A 22,296-nucleotide genomic window follows, 5' to 3' on the forward strand; every position below is an offset into this window, starting at 1 on the left:
GCGGCGCCCCCCTACTTCAGGGTGTGCTCCGTCTCGGTCCAGAACGTGCGGAGGGCGGCGGCCGTGGTCTCCGGCGCCTCCCAGGCGGGGGAGTGGGCGGCGCCGGGGATGACGACCTTGGCGGCGTTCAGGTTCTCCGCCATGGCGGCCTGGACGGGCGGCTCCCAGACGTCGTCGTCCTCCCCGTAGAGGACGAGGGTGCGCAGCCCGGAGTCGGCGCAGTGCTTGGTCAGCTCCTCGACGCGGTCGGGGGCGGTGAGCAGCTCGTCGGCCATGCGGGCGAGGCCCCGCTCGGAGTTGCCGACGGTGCGGGCCCTGAGGAACGCCACGATCTCGGACTGGACGCCGCGTCCCAGGTAGTCGGGTTCGAGGGCCAGCTCCCAGATCTGCGCGAGGCCGAGTTCGGGGAGGGCGTCGCGGAGGGCGCGCGCCTTGGCGGCGGCCTGGCCCGTCGCGGCGGCCGGGCCCGAGCTCATCAGCGTCAGCGACGCCGGCAGCGCCCCGGACAGCACGGTCTCCCGGCAGACGAGGCCGCCGAACGAGTGCCCCACGAGGTGGACGGGGTCGGGGCCGAGGACGTCCAGCAGGGACGCGATGTCGGCACCGAGCGCGGCGCGGGTGTAGGCGGCGTCGTCGTCCGGCCCGATCGACTCGTACTGGCCGCGCATGTCGAGGGCGACGACGCGGCGGCCGGACGCGGCCAGGGTCTGCAGGACGGCGAGGAAGTCCTCCTTGCTGCCGGTCAGCCCGGGGACGAGCAGCGCGGGCCAGCGTTCGGGCACGCCCGAGCCGGGGAGGGCCTCCAGCACGGCGAACGCGCCGCGGGGGGTCTCGACGGTCGTCCGGCTCACGCCGGGGGGCAGGTTCAGGAACCGGGGCGTACTCACGGAGCACCAGCCTAGTCAATGGGTCTCGACGGACATCGGTGAAAAAGTTTCGGTGGTACCGTCACCAGCGTGCCTTCCAAGCCGGCCATCTCCGCGCACCGCCGTGACGAGGCGGGGCCGGCGGGCCTCGCCGCGGCGGCCGCGTCCGGTGCCGAGTACGTGGAGATCGATATCAGGCGGACGGGCGACGGGCGCCTGGTCGTCCACCACGATCCCGAGGTCGGCGGGCTGCGGCTGAACCGGCTGAGCTACGCCCGCGTCCAGGACCTCGCGTCCCGGCCCGTGCCGCTGGTCAGCGAGGCCATGGAGATCATCGCGGGCAGCGCCAAGGGGCATCTCGACCTCAAGGAGCGCGGCTGCGAGCACGAGACCGTCGCGCTCGCGGTGGAGGCGTTCGGGCGGGACGGGTTCGTCGTCACCACCCGCGAGATCACCTCGCTGCTGGAGATCAAGAAGAGCTTCCCGGGCGTCCGGACGGCCCTGTCGGTGGGGCGCAACCTGTGGGAGCGCGGCGCCGCGCACGACTTCGCGCCGCTGCGCCTCATCCGCCGGGCGGGCGCCGACATGGTCGCGCTCAACCACCGGCTGGCGCGCGTCGGCGTGCTGCGGCAGTGCGGCCGCGCCGGGATCCCCGCCATGATCTGGACGGTCAACGCCGAACCTGTGATGCGGCGCTTCCTCGGCGACCCGCGCGTCGCCGTGCTGATCACCGACCATCCCGGCACCGCGCTGAAGCTCCGCGACGGCGGGGGCGGCCCGGACGGGCGCGCCCGCGCCTGACGCCGCGGCGCCCGGGCTCCGGGCACCGCAGAGACACGGCTCAGACACAGCACAACCGCGAGACCGGGCGGGGGTCTCGCGGTCGTCCCAGGTGATCAGGCCGTCTGCGACGCCTCGGCCTGCGAGGCCGCCGGCTGGCCGGCGCGGGTGCGGCGGCGGGTGCGGCCGCGCTTGCGCTCGGTCGCGACCGCGTCGACGACGGTGCCGTCGGCGGCGGAGCCGTCCGCGGCGGTCTCGGCCTCCGCCGCGGTGGCCGTCGCGGTCGCGGTCGCCTCGACGGGCTTGCCGGCGCGGGTGCGGGTCCGGTTGCGCTTGCGGCGGCGCGGCCGCTCCCGCTCCTGCTCCCGTCCCCGGTCGCGGTCCCGGTCGCCGCGGGTGTGGCTGCGGACCTTGCCGGTCTCGCCGATGTCCTCCAGCTCCTCGGCGTCCAGCCCGGCGCGCCCGTGCCGCTGCTCCTTCGGCAGCGTCCCCTTCGTGCCGGCCGGGATGCCGAGCGACTCGAAGAAGTGCGGGGACGTCGAGTAGGTCTCCTGCGGCTCGGCGAACGGCAGGCCGAGCTGCCCGTTGACCAGCTTCCACCGGGTGAGGTCGGACCAGTCGATCAGCGTGACCGCGACGCCCTCCTTGCCCGCGCGGCCGGTGCGGCCGATGCGGTGCACGTAGGTGTCGGCGCTGTCGGGGCACTCGTAGTTGACGACGTGGGTCACGTCGTCGACGTCGAGCCCGCGGGCCGCCACGTCGGTGGCCACCAGCACGCCGATCTTGCCGTTGCGGAACGCGCGCAGCGCCCGCTCGCGCTGGCTCTGCCCGAGGTCGCCGTGCACGGCGGCGGCGTCGAAGCCGCGCTGCGCGAGGTCGGCGGCCACCCGGTCGCAGGCCCGCTTGGTCTGGCAGAAGATCATCGTCAGCCCGCGGCCCTCGGCCTGCAGCAGCCGCGCCAGCATCTCCGGCTTGTCCATCTGGTGGGCCTGGAAGACGTGCTGGACGACCTGCGGCGTCGCGTCCGACTCGGTGTGCGACTCGGCCCGCACGTTGGTGGGCCGGGTCAGGTACTGCCGCGACAGCGCGACGATCTCGCCCGGCATGGTCGCCGAGAACATCATCGTCTGGCGCTGCGCCGGGATCCGCTTGATGATCCGCTCGATGTCGGGCAGGAACCCGAGGTCGAGCATGCGGTCGGCCTCGTCCAGCACCAGCACGCCGACCTTGGACAGGTCGAGGTGCTTCTGCTTGACCAGGTCGAGGAGGCGGCCGGGGGTGCCGACGACGACGTCGACGCCCTCGCGGAGCGCGTTGATCTGGGGCTCGTACGCGCGCCCGCCGTACACCGACAGGACGCGGGTGCCGAGCTTGCCGCCGGCGACCAGGAGGTCGTCGGTGACCTGGAGGGCCAGCTCGCGGGTCGGGGCGAGGACGAGCGCGCGCGGCTCCTTGCCGCCGTGCTCGATGCGCTGCAGCAGCGCGGCGCCGAACGCGAGGGTCTTGCCGGTGCCCGTACGGGCCTGGCCGATGATGTCGTGCCCGCCCAAGGCGATCGGGAGGGCGAGTTCCTGGATGGGGAACGCTTCCACGATGCCCTCTGCTTCCAGGGCATCTGCTATCTCGGGGACGACCCCGAGTTCACGAAAGGTAGTCAGGGCTTTCAGCCTCCAATATGCGGGGTCTCCGCTCCCGGGTGCGGCGCGGCCAGCCGGCGCGACTCCGTCCTCGCGGACGCGTCCGTCGTTCCTGTGGCCGCGCGCTCGCGCGGGAGGGACCAGCCGTTGCTCAAATTCTCGGCGACCGCAGTCAGGGGTTGAAAGCAGTCACTCGCTGTGGCTGCGTGCGGTCACACTCCGCGACGCAGTGTACCGACCGGCGGTTGCATACACCAATAGCCGATCACCCGTCCCAACGTTCGCGCGGTCGCGTGTATTCCATGCCCCGTCCGCCAGGCATTATCCGGCGGGGGCGGAGGCACCGCGCGCGGCCCGCCCGCGGGCCGTCAGGGCGGCCACATCCGGACAGTCCGCGCCCGGCGGCTCCGCCGCCGGCCCGGTGATCACGCAGAGTTGACCCATGACCGGTCCGCCGCCCGCCGACACGCCGCCGTGGCGCGTCGGCGGCTTCACCGAGGTCCGCGAGCTGGGGGCGGGCGCGCAGGGCCGGGTGGTGCTGGCGCGGCACGCCGGCACCGGCGCCCCGGTCGCGATCAAGTACCTGGACCGGCGGGACGGGGACGAGCGCGCCGTCGAGTCGCTGCGCGCCGAGGCGGTCATGCTGGGCCGGGTGGACGACCCGCACGTCGTCCGGCTGTACCGGTTCGTCAGCGCCGAGCGCGGCGTCGCGCTCGTCATGGAGGCGGTGAACGGGGTCTCGCTCAAGCGGATCCTGGCCGAGCACGGCGCGCTGGAGCCGGAGGCGGCGCTCACCGTGCTGAAGGGGTCGCTGCGGGGGCTCGCCGCCGCGCACGCGGCCGGGGTGGTGCACCGCGACTACAAGCCCGCGAACGTCGTCGTCCGGGCGGACGGGCTGAGCAAGCTGATCGACTTCGGCGTCGCCGTGCTCGCCGGGGACGGCGGCGGGTCCGGCACGCCCGCCTACATGGCCCCGGAGCAGTGGGAGAAGCGGCCCGCGTCCCCGGCCACCGACGTCTACGCCGCCACCTGCGTGTTCTACGAGTGCGTCACCGGTCGGCGGCCCTACGGCGGCGACCTGGCGGCGCTCGCGGGCGCCCACCTGCGCGCGTCCGTCCCGGTCGAGCAGGTGCCGGCGGCGCTGCGCGACCTGATCGCGCGGGGAATGGCCAAGTCCGCCGATGACCGCCCGGCGGGCGCCGCCGACTTCGTCGCCGAGCTGGACGCCGTCGCGTCCTCGGTCTACGGGTCCGACTGGGAGGGACGCGGCGTGCGGGCGATGGCGGGCGCGGCGGTCGCGGTCGCCGCCGTCTTCCCGCTGGTGGCGGCCGGTCTGGCGCCCGCCGGAGGCGCCGCCGCCGGAACCGCCGCCGCCGGCACGGGCACCGCGGTCGGCGTGACCGCGGGCGGCGGTGTCTCCGCCGCGGTCGCCGCGAAGGCGGCCGGGGCGGTGATCGCGGCGACCGCCGTCGCGGCGGGCGGCGCGGGGGTGTACGCGGCGAGCACCGGCGACGAGGCGTCGCGGGCGGACGGGCCCCGGGTCCTCCAGGTGCGGCCCGTGTCGTTCACCCGGACGAGCAGCGGCCCCTCGACGCGGGTCACGGCGCGGGTGCCGCAGCTGTCCGGGCTTCCCGGCGGGCTGGCGGCCCGGGTCAACGCGCTCGTCCGGGCGCCGGCCGAGCGCTGGGCGCGGAGCGCCGGACCGGACCTGGCCGCCTTCCGGCCGAGGGACGACCCGGCGAACCCGTACACGGGCAAGGTCGAGTACGACGTGGGCCTCAAGGGGCCGAAGCTCTTCTCCGTCCGCTACACCTTCAGCGGGACGGTCATGACGCGCAACACGCCCGCCGTGCGGGTGGTCACCGTCGACCTCACCACAGGCCGGGCGCTGGCGGGCGGCGACTTCTTCCGCTCCGACGCGCTGACAGGGCCGCGCATGAGCGCCCTTACGCGGCTGCTGGCCGAGTACGGTCCCGGGCACGGCGCGCTGTGCGACGAGGGTCCGTTCTGGGACGAGGAGAGCCGCAGGTACGTCGACACCCCGCCCGCGTCGCGGGATCTGACGCCCGCCCTGGTGAACGAGGGCGTCCTGCACATGCTGCCGACGCGCCAGGGGATCGTCTTCTATCCGCCGGTGTCGCGGATGGGGTACTCCATGGCCTGCGGGCGGCAATGGAGGCCGTTCCACGTCCCGTATCGGCGTCTCGGGCGGTACATCAGGCCGGACGTCATCCGGGCGGCGGGCGCGGCCGTTCCCTCGCCCTGAGGCTCGTCCACGGCGCCCGGAGCCGCGAAGGCCCCCGCTTCGTCGGCGGGGGCCTTCCATGGAGTGCCGGGCGCGCGTCACATCGCGCGCCGCGCTGTCAGCGCATGCCGCGCCGTCAGCGCATGCGGGCGGTCAGCGCATGCGGGCGGTCAGAACGTGCCGCGGCGGGTGCGCCAGTTGCGCTTGCGGCCGCCGTGCCCGCGCGTGTTCATGCCGGTCAGCGCCGCCACGCCGAGCGCGGCGATCACGACCGCGAACACGAAGGCGATGAGGGTGCCCGCGCCGAGCGCGTCCGCGACGACACCGCCGAGGACGGCGCCGGCGACCCCGATGAGCAGGGTCAGCAATACGCCGATCGGGTTGCGGCCCGGAACGAGCAGCCGGGCGAGGGCTCCGATGACGGCACCGACGACGATGAACCAGAGGATCGTCGTGAGCATGTCGATCATCCATTCCTTCTCCGTGGGCCGGGACGGCCCGTGAACGGTGATCGGTATGCCCGTGATGTCACGTTAAAACAAAGCGCAGGTCAACCGCCCGGCCGGTCGCCGGGCGGCGGGGCCGTCAGGCGTACTGCGTGCCGAAGCCCACGCTGCGTTGCTCGTCCTCGGAGATCTCCAGGTAGCCGACACGGGCGGCCGGGATCACGATCCGGCCGGCCCGCCGGTCCTTGAGGACCAGCACGCCGTTCGGCTCGCCGAGCGCGTCGGAGAGCGCCTCCGTCACCTCGTCGGCCGACTGCGCCGTGTCCACCACGAGTTCCTTGGGAACGTTCTGCACCCCGATGCGAACCTGCAACGCGCTGCTCCCGTCGTCCGTCTGCGTCCCGCCGACCGCCGGCGGGCCCGTACTCCCGATGGTCGCACGGAGATCACCCGGCGCGCGGTCGGTCGGTTGTGCCGAGGGTGAACGCCCCGGGAGGACGCCCCGGCCCGGCCCCGGCCCGGGGTCAGCCCTGGTCGGTCGTGCGCGGGAAGCCGGAGATGCCGCGCCAGGCCAGCCGGGCGATGATCTTCTCGGCGGTGTCCTTCGGGATCGCGCGGTGCTGGGAGAGCCAGAACCGGGCGCTGACCTCCGCCATGCCGACCAGGCCCATGCCGAGCAGGTGCGCCTCCTCGGCGGGGGCGTTGGTGTCCTCGGCGATGACCTGGGCGATCATCTCCGCGCACTGCTGGTTGGCGCGGTCGACGCGGGCCCGCACGGGCGCCACGTTGCGCAGGTCGGACTCGAAGACGAGCCGGTAGGCCTCGCCGTCGCCGGCCACGAAGTCGTAGAAGGCCTGCATGCTCGCCTGGACGCGCAGCTTGTTGTCCGTGGTGGACTCCAGCGCCTCCCGGACGATCCTCACCAGGTTCTCGGCGTGCTCGTCCAGCAGGGCCAGGTACAGCTCCAGCTTGCCCGGGAAGTGCTGGTACAGCACGGGCTTGCTGACGCCTGCGCGCTCGGCGATCTCGTCCATCGCCGCAGCGTGGTACCCCTGCGCGACGAACACCTCCTGGGCCGCGCCGAGCAGCTGCCTGCGGCGCGCCAGCCGCGGCAGCCGCGTACCGCGGGGGCGGGCGTCCGGGGTCGCGGTCACCACACTCTCCGATCACCGAATCGTCGCGGCGGGTGGGGGGGCGTCCGCCGCGTGTGAACAATCACATCATCCTACGCGCGGGTAACTCCGTCGGGCACATTCTCGCCGCGGCGGCGTTCCTTCGCGCAGGTCAGTGTATTCCCGCCGGGGCGGGCACCACCCCGCACCGATCTTTTTCGAAAACCTTGCTACCTGTGCCGGGGGCCAGTGCCGGTCACCGGTAGTCGTCCTCGTCCACCGGCACCTCGCGCCGCTGCTCGGCGGCGTCGGCCTCGTTCGCCTCGTCCGGCAGCGGGGCGGCGCCGGGGCCGTCGGCCGCCTCGTCGAGCGCGGCGCGCTGCTCGGCGGCGTCCGCCTCGTCGGCCTCATCGGGCGCCGGCCGGTCCAGGTCGTCGGTCTCGCTCATCTCGGTCCTCCTCCGAAGTCCCGTCGCGCCACCGCGCCGCCAGCTCCCGCAGCGGCGCCTCGACGGCCTCGCCGTAGGTCGGGAACGCGTGGACGACGTCGGCGAGCAGGCTCAGCGGCGTCTCCGCGCGGATGGCCAGGGCGATCTCGCTCATCCACTCCTCGGCGTGGCGGCCGGCCGCGGCGGCGCCGACGAGCAGCCCGCGGGTGCGGTCGGCGTACAGTTCGACGCGGCCGCGCTCGTCGGCCTCCACCGCCGCCCGCGCCGTCGCGGCGAGGTCGTACCCGGCGGTGAGGAGGTCTATGCGGAGTTCCGCCGCCCGCGTGGGCGGGATCCCGACCGAGTAGACGGAGGGGGAGGTGTGGACGACGCGCGGGATCGCGCGGTAGTCGGCCTCGCGGCGCTGCCCGAGGAGGTTCGACAGCACGATCTGCGCCTGGTAGCGGGCCGCGTGCGTCGTACGCGCGATGCCGGTGACGTCACCGGCCGCCCACACACCCCCCGTGCTGGACGGCACCTGGCACGTCTCGTCCACGGGGACGCCCTCGCCCGGCGAGAGGGCGACGCCGAGGCTCTCCAGCCCGAGGCCCTCCACGCGGGGCCGGCGCCCGGCGGCGACGAGGACGCGGTCGGCGTCGAGCGTCCCGCCGTCCGACAGCCACAGCCGCACGCCGACGTCCTTGCGCTCGACGCTGCCGGCGGCGGCGCCGAGCCGCAGGTCGACGCCCATGCGGCGCAGCGCGTCCGCGACGACCTCGCCGGCGAACGGCGCCTCGGCGGTCAGCAGCCGCCCGGACGCCTCCACGACCGCGACCTGCGACCCGAACGCCGCGTACACCTGGGCCAGCTCGCAGCCGACCGGGCCGCCGCCGAGGATCACCAGCCGGCGCGGGAGGTCGGGCACCGACAGCGCCTCCGCGCTCGTCCACAGCGGGATGTCGGCGAGGCCCTCGACGGGCGGGATCACCGGTTCGCTGCCGGTGCAGACGACGAGGTCGCCGTAGCCGTGCACGGCCCCGTCCACCTCGACGCGCCCCGGTTCGAGGACGCGGCCCCGGCCGCGCAGCACGGTGACGCCGGCCTCGGCCATCCGCGCGACGGCCGGATCGTCGCCGCGGCGCCTGGTGGGCTCGCCCCGCCGCCCGGCCAGCTCGTCGCGGCGCGCCAGCGCCATCTCCCAGGTCTCGCCGCGCCGCGCCGACAGCAGCAGCGACTTGGACGGCACGCACGCGAAGTACGGCGACTCCCCGCCGACCAGGCGGCTCTCGACGAGCGCGACGTCCCGCCCGGCGCGGGCGAGCCCGGCCGCGACCAGTTCCCCCGCCGTCCCGCCGCCGAGGACCACGGCGTCGTAGTGGTGCTGCGACAACTGGTGGTTCTGCGACAACTGCTCTTCCTTCCGCCCCGCTCGGTGTCCCCGCGTCCATGGTGGCGGAATCCGATCCCGGAGCGTGCCGGTTCGAACACATAGGGCACCCGAATCGCGGCGGGAAGGTCAGGGGAGCGGGCGGTGGTCCTCCAGGAGCGGCGCCAGGAGGTCGCCGTGCCCGTCCACGCGCTCCAGCGCCTCGTTGGGGGAGAAGACGAGGTCGGCGGCGTCCTCGCACTCTTGGAGCTCGTCCCACGTGACGGGCGTCGAGACGGACGGGCGGCTCGCCGCGCGCAGCGAGTACGGCGCGACGGTCGTCTTCGCGGGATTGTTCTGGCTCCAGTCGACGAAGACCTTGTCCTTGCGCAGGCGCTTCTCCATCTTCGCGACGACCAGGTCCGGGTGCTCCGTGGCGAGCCGTTCGGCGATGCCCTTGGCGTACTGGGACGTCCGCTCGGCCTCCTTGGGCTCCTTGATGGGGACGTACACGTGCAGGCCCTTCTTGCCGCTGGTCTTCGGGTACGCCTGCAGGCCGTCCTCACCGAGCAGCTCTTCGAGCAGAAGCGCCACCTTGCACGCCTCGACGATCGTCGCGGGCGGGCCGGGGTCGAGGTCGAAGACGAGGAGGTCGGGCGCGTGCACCTTGCCGCGGGGCCCCACCTTCCACTGCGGGACGTGCAGTTCCAGCGCCGCGAGGTTCGCGCACCACACGAGCGTGGGCAGGTCGTCCACCACGATGTAGTCGAGCGTCTCGCGGCCCCGCGTGCTGCCGGGGCTCGGCACGGTCGCGGTGCGGATCCAGTCCGGCGTGTGGGACGGCGCGTTCTTCTCGAAGAACTTGCCGCCGTCGACACCGTCCGGCCAGCGGATCCGGGTGGCGGCGCGGTCCTTCAGGTGCGGCAGCATCACCGGGGCGATGCGCGCGTAGTAGTCGATGACCTCGCCCTTGGTGAACTCCGGATAGAGGTTCTTGTCGAGGTTGGACAGCGAGAGCTGCCGCCCGTCCACGTCCACGGTGGTCTTCTTGCCGCTCACGCGCCACCTCCGGCGCCTCTTGCACGGCCGTCTCCGGCGGGTTCGGGGCGCGCCGGTCTACTGCTCACTCGTGACCTCCAGGGGGTCCTTGTCGTCACGCAGGCCCCTCCAGGACGGGAAGCGGAGGCGTCCGTCCCGGGTGCGGGCGCTGTAGGCGACCTCCCCGACGAGTAGCGGCTCAACCCATTGGGCGTCTTTGGCGAACTCGCGCGGGACGGCCTCGTCGTAGGGGCTCGTCGGGCGGCGCAGCGGCCACAGCGTCTCGTACAGCTCGTCCAGGGCGCGGTCGGTGAAGCCCGTGCCGACGTGACCGACGAACCCCAGCATGCCCTTCACGTCGTACTCGCCGAGCAGCAGCGACCCCACCCCGCCTTCGCGCCGGCCCTTGCCGGGCTTCCAGCCGCAGACGATGACCTCGCGCGTCATGAAGTTCTTCACCTTGCGCCAGAAGTCGACGCGCCGCCCCGGCCGGTACGGGGAGTCGAGCCGCTTGGCCAGGACGCCCTCCAGGCGCTGCTCGCGGGTGAAGGCGAGTAACTCCCGCACCTGCGTGGCGTCGGCGCCGTGCAGGTACGGAGGGACCTCCACGGGGCCGGTTCCGGCCAGGTCAAGGTCGGCCAGCAGCGACCTGCGGTCGGTGTACGGCAGGTCGTAGAGGAGGTGCCCGTCCAGGTACAGGACGTCGAAGACCACGTACCGGACGGGGACGAGGCGGATCAGCCGCGCGTCGGGGTGCTCGACGTGCATCCGCCGCTGGAGGCGCTCGAAGCTCGGCCGCCCCGCGTCGAAGGCGACGACCTCGCCGTCCAGCACGACGTCGTGGTCGGGCAGCAGGTCGGCCAGGGCGGACAGCTCCGGGTACCGGCCCGTGACGTCGCCGCCGCGCCGCCCGCCGGCCCGGACGCCGTCCGCCGAGACGTGCGCCAGGACGCGGACCCCGTCCCACTTCAGCTCCAGGCCCCAGCGCTCGCCGTCGGGGGGCAGCTCCCCGGTGGCGGCCATCATGGGCTCAACGGGCCACGGCATGGTCATACCGGCGTCCTACCCGGTCCCGCCCCGCAGAACGCGCGGAAAAGGATCAACGGCTCGTTCTGGCGCAAATCGCGGGAGGTTGCGACGCTAGGAGCCGGAACGTGCTGGGTAAGGACGGATCATGCGGAGCATCTGGAAGGGCGCGATCTCGTTCGGGCTGGTGACGATACCGGTGAAGCTCTATTCGGCGACCGAGCAGAGGGACGTCAGCTTCCACCAGGTGCACCGGGAGGACGGCGGGCGCATCAAGTACAAGCGGGTCTGCACGGTCGACGGCGAGGAGGTGCCGTACTCCGACATCGCCAAGGGCTACGAGCTGCCGTCCGGCGAGATGGTCATCCTCACCGACGAGGACTTCGCCGACCTGCCGCTGTCGTCCAGCCGCCGGATCGACGTCCTGCAGTTCGTGGAGCAGGACGAGGTCGACCCGATCTACTTCGCGAAGTCCTACTACCTGGAGCCGGACGCGCAGGGCGCCAAGCCCTACGTGCTGCTGCGCGACGCGCTGGAGAACTCCGGGCAGGTCGCGGTCGTGAAGGTCGCGCTGCGCCAGCGCGAGTCGCTCGCCACGCTGCGCGTCCGCAACGGCGTGTTCGTGCTGGAGACGATGCTCTGGCCGGACGAGGTCCGCGCCCCCGACTTCCCGTTCCTGGACGAGGACATCGAGATCCGCAAGCAGGAGCTGTCGATGGCCACGTCGCTGATCGAGTCGATGGAGGGCGAGTTCGACCCGTCGGAGTACAAGGACGCCTACCGGGAGGCGCTCCAGGCCGTCATCGACGCCAAGGTCGAGGGCCGGGAGGTCACCCGGCCGGAGGAGGCCGAGGAGGAGCCCGCCGCGGACCTGCTCAGCGCCCTGCGCGCGAGCGTCGAGGCCGCCAAGAAGAGCCGCGGCGAGAAGGACGGCAAGGCCGCGTCCGGCAAGGGCGCGGCCGCAAAGGAGCCCGCCGCGCGCAAGCCGGCGGCCAAGTCGGGCGCGAAGAAGGAGCCCGCCAAGAGCCGGAGCCGCAAGTCGGCCTGACCCCGCCGGTCAGTTGTCGCGGCGGGCGGTGAGGACGCGGCCGAGCAGCGCCGCGGCGCCGGACGGGTCCGTGCACGGCGCGATCCGCTCGCCCCAGCCGTAGAAGAAGGCCCAGGAGCCGCCGGGCCCGTCGGGGGCCGCGATGACGCTCTCGTTGATCCGGCGCATGTGCGGGTCGGCGACGAGCGCGGACGGCCGGCGGCCGGCGGGCGCGGCGACCTCGACCGCCCAGCCCGCGGCCCGCAGGGCGTCGGTGAGCCGCTCCAGCTGCGCGAGCTCCGCCTCGGCGTCGATGATCACCCGCGTGGACATGGGGCCTCCCCAAGGGACATCCGTGTGCTGTGGTCGAAGATCCGCCGGACGCGTCGCGGTACGCCTCACGCGGGCCGGTGCCGGTGGAATGCCGTTCAGTCTCGCGCCGGTTCGAGGGGGACCACAAGCGGTTTCCGCAGATTGGTGACCGGCGCTTCACGGATTCCGTACCTGCCGTAGAGACGGGACAGGGGGCCGGGCGCCCACCAGTTGGCGCGGCCCATCAGCCGCATCATCGCCGGGACGAGCAGCGCCCGCACGATCGTCGCGTCCATCAGGATCGCGACCGCCATCCCGACCCCCACCATCTTGATCATCGTGATGCCGGACGTGGCGAACGCGCCGATCACCACGATGAACAGCAGCGCCGCGCTGGTGATGATCCCGCCGGTGCGCTGCATCCCGGCGGCGACGGCGGCGGTGTTGGAGCCGGTCAGGTCGTACTCCTCGCGGACCCGCGACAGCAGGAACACCTCGTAGTCCATCGAGATCCCGAACAGCATCACCAGCATCAGGATCGGCATCGCGGGGGCGATCGCGCTCATCGGCGTGAAGCCGAGCAGACCGGACAGGAACCCGTCCTGGAAGATCAGCACGACGGCGCCGAAGGTGGCCGACAGCGACAGCATGTTCATCACGATCGCCTTCAGCGGCAGCACCACCGACCCGAACGCCAGGAACAGCAGCAGGAACGTCGCGCCGCCGACGAGCAGCGCCAGCCACGGCAGCGTGCCGCCGAGCCCGCCGACCTCGTCCACGACGTCGGCGGTGGCGCCGCCCACGTAGACCTGCGCACCCGGCGGCGCGGGGGCGTCCCGCACCTTCTGCACGAGGTCGCGCGCCGTGTCGGAGTAGGGGTCGGCGTCGTAGCGGACCGCGATCCGCGTCGTCGTGCCCTCGGCGCCGGTGACGGCGGCGCCGGCGGCGCCGGGCAGCGCGGCCAGGCGGTCGCCGAACGCGTCGACCGCGGCCCGGTCGGTCGTCCCCGTGACGATCGCGTTGACCGGGGTGGTGGCGTTGCGCGGGAACCGCGCGTCCAGCGCCTCGGCGACGGCCCTGGCGTCGGTGCCGGCCGGCAGCGCGGCGGCGTCGACACCGCCCCAGTTGATGCGCAGGAACGGCGCGCCGAGTGCGAGCAGCAGCGCCACCGTGGCCACGACGTAGACGACCGGCCGCCGCATCACGCTGTGCGCGAGCCGCCCCCACCAGCCCCGGGACGCCCTGCGCCGGCGCCGCAGCGGCAGCGCGTCGACCTTCGGGCCGAGGACGGCGAGCAGCGCGGGCAGCACGGTGAGCGCGCCGATCATGCACACGAACACGGTCGCGATGCCGCCGTAGCCCATCGAGACGAGGAAGTTCTGGTCGAACAGCAGCAGGCCGGACAGCGAGATCGCGACCGTGACGCCGGACACCGCGACGGTGCGCCCGGCGGTGTTCATCGTCGCGGCCAGGGCGTCCTCGACCGAGGCCCCGTCCCGCCGCAGCTCCTCCCGGAAGCGGCTCACCACGAACAGGCCGTAGTCGATCGCGAGGCCGAGCCCGAGGAACGTGGTGATGTTCACCGCGAAGATCGACACGTCGGTCGCGTACGCCAGCGCGTGCAGCGCGGTGAACGAGCCGAGGATCGCGAACCCGCCGACCAGCAGCGGGAGGCTCGCCGCGACCAGCCCGCCGAAGATCAGCACCAGCAGCACGAGCAGCGCCGGCATGGCGATGGCCTCGGCGCGGGTGATGTCGGCGGTGACGCGCTCGTCGATGGCGGCCGAGGTCGCGACCGGCCCGCCGGCCTTCGCGGTGAGCCCGCCGCCGACCTCGGTCAGCCGGTCCTTGATCGCCTCGAAGGAGTCCGCCCGCGCCCCCTCGTCGGCCCCGGCCATCTCGAGCACGGCGTAGGTGGACGTGCGGTCGCCGCTGACGAACTGCGGCGCCTTGGTCGTCCAGTACGTGCCGACCGAAGCGACCTTGTCGCCGGGCAGCGCGCCCAGGGACCGCTCGACCGCCGCCCGGTAGGACGGATCATCGACCGTGATCTTCCCCTGGTAGAGGACGACCACGTCGGCCGCGTCCCGCCCGAGGGCCTGCTCGGCGATCCGGGTCGCCTTGGTGCTCTCGCTGCCGGGCGTCTCGAACCCGCCGGCCGAGGACAGCGCGCCGAAGACGCCCGTCCCCCACACGCCGGCGAAGACCAGTGCCGCACCGGCCGCCGCGAGCACCCACCGGCGGCGCCGGTGCACCCACCGGCCCCATCGCTCGAACATCCGTCGCCCCCCACCCGCCCCCACGGCATCCCGGTGCTACGCCAAGCAGGGTAAACACCGTTTTGTACTGCTTTGGCACGATTCAGTGGCCGGTGGTCGCGCACCACCGGCCACTGAAGCGGGCCCCGGGAGGATCAGCCCACGGGTTCCAGGTGGGGTCGTTGCGGGGCGGGGGTGTCGCTTTCGTGGATGCCGTACTTGGCGTAGAGGCGGGCCAGCGGGGCGGGGGCCCACCAGTTGGCGCGGCCCATCAGGCGCATCGCGGCGGGGACGAGCAGCGCCCGCACCACGGTCGCGTCCATCAGGATCGCGATGGCCATGCCGATGCCGGTCATCTTGATGAACGTGATGCCGGACGTGGCGAACGCGCCGATCACGACGATGAACAGCAGGGCCGCGCTGGTGATGATCCCGCCGGTGCGCTGCATCCCGGCGGCGACGGCCGCGGTGTTGGAGCCGGTCAGGTCGTACTGCTCGCGGACCCGCGAGATGAGGAAGACCTCGTAGTCCATCGAGACGCCGAACAGCATGGCCAGCATCAGGATCGGCATCGCCGGGGAGATCGAGCCGGTCGCGGTGAAGTCGAGCAGGCCGGACAGGTGCCCGTCCTGGAAGATCAGCACGACGGCGCCGAAGGTGGCCGACAGCGACAGCATGTTCATCACGATCGCCTTCAGCGGCAGCACCACCGACCCGAACGCCAGGAACAGCAGCAGGAACGTCGCGCCGCCGACGAGCAGCGCCAGCCACGGCAGCGTCGCGCCGATGCTGTCGAGCTGGTCGACGACGTCGGCGGTCGTGCCGCCGACGAGCACCTCCGCGTCGGGCGGCGGCGGGACGTCCCGGACCTTGTGCACGAGGTCGCGGGCGGCGCCGGAGTCGGGGTCGGCGGTGTAGCGCAGCGCGATCCGCGTCGTGGTGCCCTTCGCGCCGGTCACCGCCGCGTCGGTCACCCCCGGCACCGCCGCGAGGCGGTCCTGGTAGGCCTGGACCGCGGCCCGGTCGGACGTTCCGGTCACCACGGCCTCGATCGGGTTGGTCGCGTTGGGCGGGAACCGGGTCTCCAGCGTCTCCGCGACGACCCGCGCCTCGGCGCCCTCCGGCATGGACTTGGCGTCCATGCCGCCCCAGTTGATGTGCAGGAAGGGGGAGCCGAGCGCGAGGAGCAGCGCCACCGTCGCGACGACGTATACGACCGGGCGGCGCATGACGCTGTGCGCGAGCCGCCCCCACCAGCCCTCCTGCCCGGCGGGCGCCTTCGCGCGCCGCCGCCGCACGGAGAGGGCGTCGACCTTCGGGCCGAGGACGGCGAGCAGCGCGGGCAGCACGGTCAGCGCGCCGATCATGCACACGAACACGGTCGCGATGCCGCCGTAGCCCATCGAGACGAGGAAGTTCTGGTCGAACAGCAGCAGCCCGGACAGCGACACCGCCACCGTGATCCCGGACACCGCGACCGTGCGCCCGGCCGTGGCCATCGTCGCGGCCACGGCGTCCTCGACCGAGGCGCCGTCGCGGCGGACCTCCTCGCGGAACCGGCTGACCATGAACAGGCCGTAGTCGATCGCGAGGCCGAGCCCGAGGAACGTGGTGATGTTCACCGCGAAGATCGACACGTCGGTGACGTAGCTGAGCGCGTGCAGCGCGGTGAACGAGCCGAGGATCGCGATGCCGCCGATCAGCATCGGCAGGCTCGCCGACACCAGCCCGCCGAAGATCAGCACCAGCAGCACGAGCAGCACCGGCATCGCCATGGCCTCGGCCCGCCCGATGTCGGACGAGACCCGGTCGTTGATCGCGGTCTCGGTGCCGACCGTCCCGCCGACCTTCGCGGTGAGACCGCCGCCGACCTCGGTCAGCTCGTCCTTCATGTCGGCGTAGTTGTCGCTCCGCGCGCCGGCGTCGGCCCCGGCGAGCCGCAGGACGGCGTAGGTGGCCGTCTTGTCGCCGCTGACGAGCTGCGGCGCCTTCGTCGTCCAGTAGGTGTCGACCGAGGCGATCTTGTCCTGCGGCAGCGCGGCGAGCGCCCGCTCGACCGACGCCCGGAACGCCGGGTCGTCCACCGTGGTCCGCCCCTGATAGAGGACCACGACGTCCGCCGCGTCCCGGCCGAGGTCGCGCTCGGCGGCCTGCGCGGCCCGCGCGCTCTCGCTGCCCGGTGTGTCGAAGCCGCCCGCCGAGGTCAGCGCGCCGAACACGCCCGTCCCCCACACGCCGGCGAAGACCAGTGCGGCGCCGGCCACCGCGAGGACCCACCGGCGCCGCCGGTGGACCCACCGTCCCCATCGCTCGAACATGACCCGATCTCCTGTCTCGCTACGTTCCATCACGGAAGTAAACGGTGTAAGCTGCGAACAGCGTTAACTTCGCATACAGCGTTAGCTTTCGTCAAGGGTGTTTCTGAGGAATCATGCGAGGACGGCAGGAGCGCGGGAGAAGAGGCGGCGTAGTGGAGACACGGCGTGACCGGCTGCGTGCGGCGACGGTCCGGGAGATCACCGGGACCGCCCGGCGGATCCTCGTCGAGGAGGGCCCCGAGGCGGTGACGCTGCGCGCGATCGCCCGCGAGATGGGCATGACCGCGCCGGCGCTCTACCGCTACTTCGGCAGCCACGGCGAGCTGCTGCGGCACCTGGTCGGCGACCTGTTCAGCGAGCTGACCGGTGAGCTGCACGCCGCGCTGGCGGACGTCCCGCACGACGACATGAGCGGCAAGTTCCTGGTGGTGTCCCGCCGGTTCCGGACCTGGTCGCTCGCGCACCCCCGCGAGTACGCGCTGCTGTTCGGCGCGCCCGTGCGCGGCGCCGCCCAGCAGGAGGAGGACGTCGACTTCGCCGAGGAGTGCGCCCGCCAGTTCGGCTGGACGTTCATGGCCCTGTTCCTGGAGCTGTGGAACAAGAGCCCGTTCCCGGTCGCGTCCGACGACGAGATCGACCCCGTCCTGCTGCCGCAGCTGCGCCGCTACCGCGACGACGTCGTCGGCGTCGACCTGCCGCTCGGCGTCATCCAGCAGTTCCTGAAGTGCTGGATCCGGCTCCAGGGCGGCGTCAGCCTGGAGGTCTTCGGCCACCTGGAGTTCGCGCTGGAGGACGCCGCCCCCATGTTCGAGCTGATGCTGACCGAGATCAGCCCGCAGATCGGCCTCACCTACCGCCCGCCGGACGGCCGCTGAGGCTGGTCAGGCGTTGTGCCAGATGACGCCGAGCCGGTCGTGCATGGCGGTCGCGGCGGCGCCGTGCATGATGCTGCGCTCCGCCATCGTGGAGAAGCGCGGCCGCCGGACGTCGCTGGGCGGGAGCCGCACCGCGAGCTCGCGCTCGATGGCGTCGAGCAGCCGCTCCCCGGCCCGCCGGATCGGGCCGTCGATCACGACGTCCCCGATGTCGAGGATCGCGGCCTGCACGCACAGCAGGGCCGCGAGGCTCTTGCCCGCGTAGTCGACCCGCGCCGCGAGGGCCGCCGACTCCGGCGCCGCCGGCGCGTCCCCGGGCGCGGCGACCGCGTCCAGCCGCTCCACGTCCGCGCCGGCGAGCACGGCCGGCAGACTCGCCACCGTCTCCAGGCAGCCCCGCCGGCCGCACTCGCAGTCGCGGTCGCTGACGCCGACGTCGATGTGGCCGACCTCCCCGGCGCGGCGGCGCTCCCCGAGGTGGACGCGGCCGTCGAGCAGGATCGCCGAGCCGATGCCGCCCGCGATGTGCAGCACGATGACGCTGTCGCCGTCCCGGCGCTGGCACGACAGCTCCGACATCCCGACGGCCGTCGCGTCGTTGACCAGCACGACGTCGTGCCCGAGCGCGGACTTCAGCGGCCCCGCCAGGTCGACGTCCTTCCAGCGCAGCTGCAGCGCCTCGATGACGCGCTGCTCGGGGGACACGATGCCGGGGACGGCGACCCCGGCGGCCAGCACCGCGCGCCCGTCGGCGGCGGCCAGCTCCGCGAGCATCGGGCCGAGCGCGGCCACGACGTCGGCCGGGCCCGGACGGGCGGGCAGCGGCACCCGGGCGGTGGCGCCGATCGTGCCGTCCAGCCCGATGACGCCGCCGCGCACCTCGGCCGGGCGGACGTCGGCCATCAGCAGGCAGTGCCGGACGGTGTCGATGCCGAGCAGCCTGGCCGGCTTGCCGCGGCCGGACGGGCGCCCCGCCTCCTCGGCGACCAGCCGCCGCGCCACCAGGGTCTCCACGATCTCCGAGACCACGGCGCGGGCGAGGCCCGTCGACCGGGAGATGTCGGCGCGGGACACCGTGCCGCCGCCCGCCAGCACGCTCTGCAGGACCAGCTCGGTGTTGCGCTCCCGCAGGACCGCGGGAGTCGCCTTCTCGGTGATGCGGACCGGCCTGGTCATCTTCGCCTTCCCCGTGCCCACCGCGCTGACCCCCTGGACGGGAGCGTATAGGGATCGGACATGCCCCGGGGCCCGGCCGCCGGTCCGGCGGGCACGGGCCCCGGGGGAGCGGGTTACCGGGTCGCCGGCGGCGACGTGCAGGTGAGCGTCGGCACCCCGAACGACACGGCGTCGAACCAGCGGTTCACGTCGTACTGGTCGACCACGAGCCGCAGCTCCTTGACGCCCGTCACATCGACGTCGAGCCGGACGGCCTCGGCCCCGGAGGCCGCGAGCCCGCTGCGCAGCACCCCGGTCTCGTGCAGCGGCCGGCCGTCGCCGAAGACGCGGACGATCACATCGCCGTCGGCGGTGTGGTTCATCGCGTCGTCGATCCCGACCACGGTGGTGAACCGCTGGCAGCCCTGGTTCAGCGCGACGCGCACGTCCGCGTTCGCGTTCGTGCCGAGGCCCTTGCTGTAGAAGGTCCCGTCCAGCCGGATCGGCTTGCCGTTGCCCTCGGGCGTGCCCGGCGTCACCGTGTCGCGGGCCACCGCGTAGATGCCGTCATGGTTGCGGGAGTAGGTGAACGGCAGGTCGCTCAGCTGGACGCGCCCGTCCGCCGCCACGGGCAGCACCGCCGTCGCCTTGCGGGTCAGGTGCTGCCCCGCCTGGTCGAAGCCGACGGTGAACTCCACCGCGACCTGCGTCGTCCCGGCCGGGAGGGCGTCGGTGCGGTGCAGCGTCCAGGCCTGCTCCAGCGTGGCGCCCGGGTCGATCTCCCCCTTCTCCGGCCCGGCCGGACGGACCTCCACGCCCGCGGGCGCGGAGACGTCGAAGGTCAGGCCGCTCATGGACGCGAAGTAGTTGGTGTTGGTCACCGAGGCGGCCACCGAGGCGGAACCGGAGAGCGAGCCCGTCGGACGCAGCGCCAGGCGCAGGTCGTAGGTGTCGCCCATCAGCCGCCGCAGCGTCTTGGACGCCTCGGTGTAGGTGTCCCCGGACGGCCTCGTCCGGTACTTGCCGTCGTCCTTCGACCACGCCTCGGCCATGGCGTACCAGTCGACGGTCGGCGGCTCGCCGCCGGTGCGCAGCGCCTCCTTCAGCCCGTCGAACAGCTTCTTCCACCGCGGCGCGTAGTAGTCGCGCAGCACGCCGGACCACTCGCGGTAGGCGTAGTCGTGCAGGTTGGTGTCGCTCTCGCCCCACGAGGTGATCAGCTTGCGCGCCTCGTACTCCAACTGCCGCGCCTCGGCCGGGCTGCCGGCCGCCTGCCGCGCCCGCTGGAGCCACGGCCCGACCATCGAGCTCCGGTCCGTGCCGGTGAGGGCGTCGAGGCCCTTGATGTGGTCCATCCAGCTGTCGGTCAGCTTGGTGAACGCGGCGAGGTCGCGGGCCTGGTACGCCGCGTTGATCTGCGGCAGCAGGGTCCGGGACCGGTCCGCGACGGCCTGCCGGGCCACTTCGAGCAGGTCGTAGCGGTAGGCGGAGCTGCGCCGCAGCGACCGGTCCACCTTGAGCAGTTCGGGCAGCGCCCGCGCGAACGCGGCCGGGTCGTAGGCGAACGCCGCCTGCGCCCACCGGTGCGGCCGCGTCGTGGTCAGGCTCGGCGCCGCCGCGAACAGCCCGCCGTGCCCGGACGACCGTCCGCCGGTCGGCGGGATCGCGTAGGCCGTGTCGGCCAGCACCCGCCAGGCGGCGCGGGCGTGCGGGTCGGCGCCGCCGTAGCGCGCGTCCGCGTACTCGTCGAACCACCGGTGGACGTCGACGGGGCCGTCATGCCAGGGCATCTCGGCGAGGAACTCGACCGCGACCGGGTTGTTGTAGCTCGCCTCCGGCATGATCGCGATCCCGTCGAGCGCGCTGCCGCCGGCCCGCGCCCGCCACGCCCAGAACCGCTCGTTCCAGGCGCCGATCGGCGCGCCGACGGTGGAGTTGCCGCCGAAGTTCCAGATCGACCCGAAGGCGTACGGCGTGCCCTTCCAGTCGGCGTCGCGGTCGACCTTGAGCGCCCGGTCGGACAGGCCGTCCACGATGAGCATCCTGCTCCGGTCGACGGCGGCCACCGTCTCGGCGCGCGGGTTGCTCTGCCAGCCGAGGATCACCCAGGTCGCTCCCGGGTGCGCCTTCTCCAGCGCGTCCTGGACGGCCACCGAGGCCTGGCCCACCGGGATGTCGCCGGCCTTGCCGCCCTCGTGCAGCAGGTCCATCTTGTACATCGTCGACTTGCCGAGCAGGCGGTCCTGGACGCCGTAGAAGCGCTCGGCGACCTTGCCGAACACCGGGTTCGTCGGCGCGAGCCAGTCGGGCCGGGTGAACCCCTGCCAGGTGCCCTGCGGCACCGTCACGGCGCCCGGGTTGCGGGTCTCGAAGTCGGTCGGGACGGTGCCGAAGTAGCCCGGCAGCACCGGCGTGATGCCGACTCGCCGCATCCGGTCGGCGATCCGGCGGCCGAGCTTCGCGCGGTCGCGGATCTGGTCCTCGCTGATAGGCGAGGTGAAGTTGGACATGTTCTGCAGCAGCCACCACGGCTGGTACCCGGCGCCCGGGATCCAGGAGCGCACCTCGTCCGCCGAGTAGCCGAACGCCTTCAGCGTCTCGAAGTACACGGCCTCGGTGCCGACGGGCATGAACATCTCGTTGACGCCGTGCAGGGCGTAGACGTCGATGAGCCGTTCCCAGTCCTCGAACGTCCGGTAGGGCCCGGAGTAGCCGTCCTCGGTGTCGTTGCCGGCGAACCGGTGCTTCACGACGGACGACTGCTCGATCGGCCGCGCCGGCAGCGGGAGCCGCCGCGGGAGGTCGAGCTGCTCGCCGGTCCAGGAGATGTCGGCCTTGACCACGTGCTTGAGGTACCAGTTGAAGCCCATGAGCAGCGCCGGTGTGCTGCTGCCCGCGATGACCAGCCGCCGGTGCCGGCCGGAGACGCGGAAGGCGTCCCGGTCGCCCCGCAGGGTCTCCAGGCTCACCTGCGCGGCGTACCGCGGCCCGACCAGCCGCTTGATCACCTCACGGGCCGGGCGCACATCGAACGCTGGCCGGCCGTGGCCGGCCGTCTCCGCCGATGCGATGGTCCCGGGCAGCACGCCGATGACGAGCAGGACGCTCACCACCCCGGCCACCGTGATCCGCCATCTTCGCTGCGTGCCGCTCCGTCGAACCACGGTCGCGTCCCTTCGCCGGGTTTTGATCGGGGCCCAAACTAAATACCTCTCGGCCGGACGGTCAAGATCCAAAGCCCCGGAATCTTTTCCCGGTGGTCCGGCGCCGGCCGGGGCCCGGTGACGCGCGGCCCCGGCCGGCGGCCGCGCCCGGGCCACCTGCCTAGGCGGCCCAGCCCGCCCCCTCGGCTCGCAGATTCCGTGGCGAATTCGGTGTGGAATCAGAACGGTCGAAATCAGGGCCGGT

The 22,296-nt window shown here is 73.3% G+C and carries 18 protein-coding genes; 4 read left to right on the plus strand and 14 right to left on the minus strand.

What is annotated here, in order from left to right; all coding sequences use genetic code 11:
- Positions 1-11: 11 nt before the first annotated feature.
- Positions 12-887 carry an alpha/beta fold hydrolase gene (locus HUT06_RS10170; RefSeq protein WP_176195494.1) on the minus strand — a complete coding sequence of 292 codons (876 nt, stop codon included), beginning with the start codon at positions 885-887 and terminating at the stop codon, positions 12-14.
- Positions 888-956: 69 nt separating this feature from the next.
- On the opposite strand from HUT06_RS10170, the gene HUT06_RS10175 reads away from it, so the two are divergent.
- Positions 957-1,667: a glycerophosphodiester phosphodiesterase gene (locus tag HUT06_RS10175; RefSeq protein ID WP_176195495.1), complete on the plus strand. Its 711-nt coding sequence runs from the start codon at positions 957-959 to the stop codon at positions 1,665-1,667.
- A 95-nt stretch (positions 1,668-1,762) separates the two neighbouring features.
- Here the strand turns inward: HUT06_RS10175 and HUT06_RS10180 are convergent, their stop codons facing one another.
- Entirely contained in the window at positions 1,763-3,238 is a 1,476-nt protein-coding gene (locus HUT06_RS10180) for a DEAD/DEAH box helicase (RefSeq protein WP_176195496.1), read from the minus strand.
- Positions 3,239-3,725: 487 nt separating this feature from the next.
- On the opposite strand from HUT06_RS10180, the gene HUT06_RS43785 reads away from it, so the two are divergent.
- Complete coding sequence (locus HUT06_RS43785) at positions 3,726-5,549, plus strand: serine/threonine-protein kinase (RefSeq protein ID WP_217711269.1); 1,824 nt, start codon at positions 3,726-3,728, stop codon at positions 5,547-5,549.
- A 149-nt stretch (positions 5,550-5,698) separates the two neighbouring features.
- Here HUT06_RS43785 and HUT06_RS10190 read toward each other — a convergent pair whose 3' ends face one another.
- From HUT06_RS10190 to ligD (HUT06_RS10220), 7 genes are all read right to left on the minus strand, one after another.
- Entirely contained in the window at positions 5,699-5,998 is a 300-nt protein-coding gene (locus HUT06_RS10190) for a GlsB/YeaQ/YmgE family stress response membrane protein (protein WP_254715089.1), read from the minus strand.
- A gap of 115 nt (positions 5,999-6,113) precedes the next feature.
- Positions 6,114-6,347 (minus strand): DUF3107 domain-containing protein, encoded by a 234-nt coding sequence (locus HUT06_RS10195; RefSeq protein ID WP_176195497.1) that lies wholly within the window; start codon positions 6,345-6,347, stop codon positions 6,114-6,116.
- 151 nt (positions 6,348-6,498) lie between these two features.
- Entirely contained in the window at positions 6,499-7,128 is a 630-nt protein-coding gene (locus HUT06_RS10200) for a TetR/AcrR family transcriptional regulator (protein WP_089326332.1), read from the minus strand.
- 214 nt (positions 7,129-7,342) lie between these two features.
- The gene (locus HUT06_RS10205; protein WP_176195498.1) at positions 7,343-7,534 is read right to left on the minus strand and encodes a hypothetical protein; all 192 of its coding nucleotides are present in this window, start codon (positions 7,532-7,534) and stop codon (positions 7,343-7,345) included.
- Positions 7,494-8,921, minus strand: coding sequence for an NAD(P)/FAD-dependent oxidoreductase (locus tag HUT06_RS10210; protein WP_254715090.1), 1,428 nt, complete (start codon positions 8,919-8,921; stop codon positions 7,494-7,496). The genes HUT06_RS10205 and HUT06_RS10210 overlap by 41 nt, the downstream gene beginning before the upstream one ends.
- A 108-nt stretch (positions 8,922-9,029) precedes the next feature.
- The gene (gene ligD, locus HUT06_RS10215) at positions 9,030-9,938 is read right to left on the minus strand and encodes a non-homologous end-joining DNA ligase (RefSeq protein WP_176195499.1); all 909 of its coding nucleotides are present in this window, start codon (positions 9,936-9,938) and stop codon (positions 9,030-9,032) included.
- A 57-nt stretch (positions 9,939-9,995) separates the two neighbouring features.
- Positions 9,996-10,970 carry a non-homologous end-joining DNA ligase gene (gene ligD, locus HUT06_RS10220; RefSeq protein WP_176195500.1) on the minus strand — a complete coding sequence of 325 codons (975 nt, stop codon included), beginning with the start codon at positions 10,968-10,970 and terminating at the stop codon, positions 9,996-9,998.
- 121 nt (positions 10,971-11,091) lie between these two features.
- Between ligD (HUT06_RS10220) and HUT06_RS10225 the strand changes: the two genes are divergently transcribed.
- A complete protein-coding gene (locus HUT06_RS10225; protein WP_176195501.1) occupies positions 11,092-11,991 on the plus strand; it encodes a Ku protein in 900 nt (299 codons plus the stop codon).
- Between the two features lie 9 nt (positions 11,992-12,000).
- On the opposite strand, the gene HUT06_RS10230 is transcribed toward HUT06_RS10225, so the two are convergent.
- From HUT06_RS10230 to HUT06_RS10240, 3 genes are all read right to left on the minus strand, one after another.
- Entirely contained in the window at positions 12,001-12,303 is a 303-nt protein-coding gene (locus tag HUT06_RS10230) for a hypothetical protein (protein ID WP_176195502.1), read from the minus strand.
- 95 nt (positions 12,304-12,398) lie between these two features.
- Entirely contained in the window at positions 12,399-14,561 is a 2,163-nt protein-coding gene (locus tag HUT06_RS10235) for an MMPL family transporter (protein WP_176195503.1), read from the minus strand.
- Between the two features lie 134 nt (positions 14,562-14,695).
- Positions 14,696-16,858, minus strand: a complete 2,163-nt coding sequence (locus tag HUT06_RS10240) for an MMPL family transporter (RefSeq protein WP_176195504.1) — start codon at positions 16,856-16,858, stop codon at positions 14,696-14,698.
- A gap of 152 nt (positions 16,859-17,010) precedes the next feature.
- On the opposite strand from HUT06_RS10240, the gene HUT06_RS10245 reads away from it, so the two are divergent.
- Entirely contained in the window at positions 17,011-17,733 is a 723-nt protein-coding gene (locus tag HUT06_RS10245) for a TetR/AcrR family transcriptional regulator (protein WP_176195505.1), read from the plus strand.
- A gap of 6 nt (positions 17,734-17,739) precedes the next feature.
- On the opposite strand, the gene HUT06_RS10250 is transcribed toward HUT06_RS10245, so the two are convergent.
- Both HUT06_RS10250 and HUT06_RS10255 read right to left on the minus strand, forming a co-directional pair.
- Positions 17,740-18,909: an ROK family transcriptional regulator gene (locus HUT06_RS10250; RefSeq protein ID WP_176195506.1), complete on the minus strand. Its 1,170-nt coding sequence runs from the start codon at positions 18,907-18,909 to the stop codon at positions 17,740-17,742.
- 113 nt (positions 18,910-19,022) lie between these two features.
- Positions 19,023-22,052: an alpha-N-acetylglucosaminidase TIM-barrel domain-containing protein gene (locus tag HUT06_RS10255; protein WP_176195507.1), complete on the minus strand. Its 3,030-nt coding sequence runs from the start codon at positions 22,050-22,052 to the stop codon at positions 19,023-19,025.
- Between the last annotated feature and the right edge of the window lie 244 nt (positions 22,053-22,296).

Source organism: Actinomadura sp. NAK00032, assembly GCF_013364275.1.
Lineage (GTDB): Bacteria > Actinomycetota > Actinomycetes > Streptosporangiales > Streptosporangiaceae > Spirillospora.